The sequence below is a fragment of the Chthoniobacter sp. genome, from assembly GCF_040003245.1.
Classification (GTDB): Bacteria; Verrucomicrobiota; Verrucomicrobiia; order Chthoniobacterales; family Chthoniobacteraceae; genus Chthoniobacter.
Window position 1 is genome coordinate 1 of record NZ_JBDUCX010000374.1, and the last position, 4258, is coordinate 4258.

2 protein-coding genes are annotated in these 4258 nt (G+C 60.6%); both read left to right on the forward strand.

The window, feature by feature from the left end:
- The first annotated feature begins 352 nt into the window (after window positions 1-352).
- On the forward strand, window positions 353-2482 hold the full coding sequence (ppk1, locus tag ABJF10_RS29720; RefSeq protein ID WP_348548227.1) for a polyphosphate kinase 1: 2130 nt from the start codon (window positions 353-355) through the stop codon (window positions 2480-2482).
- Between the two features lie 287 nt (window positions 2483-2769).
- The coding region (locus ABJF10_RS29725; protein ID WP_348548228.1) for an alkaline phosphatase family protein at window positions 2770-4258 on the forward strand (1489 nt) is incomplete at its 3' end.

A 4258-nucleotide genomic window follows, 5' to 3' on the forward strand; every position in this document is an offset into this window, starting at 1 on the left:
AGCCGATTTAAGGTGCCTTAAGCCCTCTTAAGGCGATTTAAGGTGCGAGATTTTTAAAAATGGGGCCGGGAGCTCGATTTTGGGGCTGCATCGGCATTCGAAATCGACGATGAGACCCGTCGAGAGGAACCGGCGTGACTCGCCGGTGTGGGGCGCGTGTCCCCACGCGCCAGGAGTGTGCCAGGCACTCGCCAAATCAGGATGAGGCCTGCTTCCCAGATAGGGGCGGTTCCTTCACTCCCCTCGGCTACAGAGATACGGGGTGTCATTTTGGACCACCAAGTCCCGCCAACCGCATTCACAAGAATGTTACTTTCCGCCCACCGACTGGCTCGCTAGCCTCGCCGCCCCGATGAAGACGTACTCGACTTCGCACTTCCTCAGCCGCGAGCTTAGCTGGCTGGCTTTCAACCAGCGTGTCCTGGACGAGGCGCTCAATCCCGCCAATCCGCTTCTGGAACGGGTGAAGTTCTTCACCATCACCTCTTCGAATCTCGACGAGTTCTTCGAGGTGCGCGTGGCGGGCCTCAAGCAACAGGTGGAAAGCGACATCGTCGAGCGGAGCGTCGACGGCAAGACGGCCAGCGAGACGTTGCGGGCCATCCGCAAGAAGGTGCGGCAGATGATCGAGCAACAGTACCGCTGCTGGCGCGAGGAGTTGCTGCCAGCTTTGTCGAAAAACGGCATCCACATCCTGGACTACGAGCACCTGAGCGATTCCGACCGGAACTGGGTGGAACAATACTACCGCGCCAATGTGCGGCCGGTGCTCACTCCGCTGGGCATCGACCCTTCGCACCCCTTCCCGCAGCTTCTGAACAAGTCCCTGAACATCGTCGTGCAGGTCGAGATCGAGCGCGAGGGGGAGATCGAGCGGCGTCTCGCCGTCGTGCAGGTGCCGCGCGTCCTGCCCCGCCTCGTGCGGCTGCCGCGCGAGGATGAACGGCTGGACTTCATCTACCTCGGGCACCTCATCGGGCACTACCTGGCCGATCTTTTTCCCGGGACGAAAATTCTCGGCTTCTGGCATTTCCGGGTGACGCGCAACAGCGAGCTCTACATCGACGAAGAGGACATCGGCAACCTGCTCAAGGCGGTGGAGAATGAACTCCACAACCGGCGGCGCGGCGCCGCGGTGCGGCTCGAGGCCGATGCCGGCTGCCCGGCGGAGATCTACCAGTACCTCCTCGAAACCCTCGAGCTCACGGAAGAGGACCTCTATCTCATCGACGGCCCGCTCAATCCCACGCGCCTCATGGTCATCTACGCCGGCGACCATTCGCCGGAGTTGCGCGACAAGCCTTTCGTCGGGCCCACCGCGCCGGCCTTCCGCGGCGTGCAGGATATCTTCTCCGTCATCCGCCAGCGCGACGTGCTGGTGCATCATCCCTACGAAAGCTTTGGCAGCGTCGTCGATTTCCTCGAACAAGCCGCACAGGATCCCAACGTCCTCGCCATCAAGCAAACGCTCTACCGCACGGGTGGCGACCCCCGCATCGTCGGCGCCCTCATGGACGCGGTGAAGAATGGCAAGCAAGTCACCGCCGTGACCGAACTCAAGGCGCGCTTCGACGAGGCGAACAACATCCTCTGGGCGCGGCGCCTCGAAGAAGCGGGCGTGCACGTCGTCTACGGCATCGTGCACCACAAGGTGCACAGCAAGATCGCTCTCGTCGTCCGGCGCGATGAGGATGGCCTGCGGCGCTACGTCCACCTCGGCACCGGCAACTACAACCCCAGCACCGCCCGGCTCTACACCGACCTCTCGTTCTTCACCGCGCAGCCCGACTACGGCGAAGACGCCACGAATTTCTTCAATCTCCTCACCGGCATCTCCCATTTCCAGGGCGCGAAAAAATTCCTCATCTCCCCGTTCACCACGCACGAGGCGATCATGACCCTCGTCAAGAAGGAGACGGAACACGCCCACGCGAAAAAGCCCGGGCGCATCATCGCCAAGATGAACTCGCTCGTGGACCAGGAGATCATCGAGGCGCTGTATGCCGCCTCCCAGGCCGGCGTGAAGATCGACCTCATCATCCGCGGCATCTGCTGCCTGCGCCCGGGCGTCGCCGGGTTGAGCGAGAACATCGCCGTGCGCAGCATCATCGGCCGCTTCCTCGAACATTCCCGCATTTTCTATTTCGAGAATGCCGGCTCGCCGAAGCTCCTCCTCGGCAGTGCGGACTGGATGCCCCGCAATTTCTTCCGCCGCATCGAGATCGTCTTCCCCATCGAGGAGCCCGCCCTGCGCGACCGCATCGTGAACCAGATCCTCGCCACACAACTTGCGGACAACGTGAAGGCCAGCATCCTCGACAGTGAAGGCAACTACTCACGCCCCGCAGTGAAGAAAGAGAACCAGCGTGCCAGCCAGGCGGAATTCATGGCCCTCGCCCTCGGCGAAGCCAAGACCCGCCGCGGCACCCGCGCGGTGAAGAAAAACTACAACAAGATCGAGATCGCCAAGGGGCCGCGGTGAGCCCGGACGGCCGGCTAGGGTAACGGCGCCGCGCGAACGGCGTCCTTGGCACATAGTAACTTCGCGCATCTTCACGGAAACGTCGGAATATCCCCGACGCCTTCATGTCAATCACCCGAGCTACGTGGCGATCGGGTGGCATTTGTTTCAGCGACATGCCGGGCAGGTAACATCTTCGCTGACCACGAGGTGGTCTATTGCGCTACGGGGGGCCGACTCGGTAGAGCACTCACGCCCTCTTCAGAGCAGCCCACAGCCCACCTCACCTACTGCTATCCGAACCCAACATGCTATCTCCATCCCTTAAACGTACCCGCCCAAGCTGGTTGCGCAAGAGTCTCTTCGCCTGCGCCGGCGCCTTCGGCTTCATGCTGACAGCCGCCAATGCCCAGCAAATCGACACCGTTTTCTATATCCTCTTGGAAAACCGCTGCTTCACGTCGGGCACGGATACCAGCTACAATAACATCCTCTTCCAGAATAAGAACGGGGCCTCCCCCTATCTCACCAGCCTCTGCACTCCGAATAGCAACGCTTACACCGTCGACTATCAAGGCAACACCATCTCGCAAACCGCGCACAGCTCCTTCTGCTCCGCTTACCACCACGTTTTCGCCACCTATAACAATACCAATGTTTCGCCCTATGGGACCAATATTCCCAACGGCACCAGCGTTCACCCTTCCGAGCCGAACTACGTGTTCATGGAAGCGGGATCGAATCTGTCCACGCTGAATGACAACGAGCCCTATGCGGCCAGCAGCCCGCCCATGACGGCCATCGCCAACTTCCTGGCGGCCAACCCCGGTTTCACCGGCGAGAACTTGAGCGCTTTGCTCCAGAATGCCGGCATCTCCTGGACCTCATACACGGAAGGCACTTGCCTCCTGAACTCCAGTGGCCTGAATTTCAATACCGCCGGCGGCACGCTCACGAACAACATCGCTCCGGTCGGGACGCGGACGGTTCCCCTGACCAGTTTCAGTGGCAGCAGCAACTCCTACGTCAACGCCTACAATGGCTCCCACCAGTACAATTTCGCCACCAAGCACACCGGCCAATTGTTCTTCACCGCGACCAACGGTGGGACGGTGACGTCACCGAATACCTCGCCGACAAATGTCGAAGCCTACCACTATGCTCCGCTGGAGCAGTTGGCCAGCGATCTAGCCAACAATACCCAGGCCCAATATTGCGTCATCACACCGGATCAATACAACGACGGGCACACGGCGCTGTCCGCCAGCTTTGTCTATCACAACTACGGCGGGACCAACTCTGGGGTGAATCAAACCTACACCGGCGGCTCCGATCTCGCCCGCATCGCCCAGATGGACAATTTCTGCGCGATGATCGTCCCGCAGATCATGGCCTCGCCGGTTTATCAATCCGGCCACGCCGCGATCGTCCTCTGGACGGATGAAACCGAGGGCAGCCCGATCAACGATTTCTATCATACGCTGCTGGAAATCGTGATTTCGCCGTATTGCAAAGGCAATGCCTACAACAGCACGTTGAATTTCACGCACTCCTCGGACGTCGCGACGATGCAGGAAATCTTCGGGATTGTGGCGAATACCCCGACTGGATACCTCAATGACGCCGCGCACCCTTCGACCGCCACGCCGACGGGCTTGACGGTCACCACCAATACTGGTCAGGGCCTCCAGACGGCAACCAACCAGCCCTTCTTTGGCTTCGGAACCGGAACGGCTCAGGATCTGTCGGACCTATTCGTCCCAGGGACCATACCGTCCACTCTTCCCGGGTTGAATT

Bases quoted from the DNA above. Each gene is read 5' to 3' on its own strand.
- ppk1 (WP_348548227.1), top strand. From the start codon at position 353: ATGAAGACGTACTCGACTTCGCACTTCCTCAGCCGCGAGCTTAGCTGG.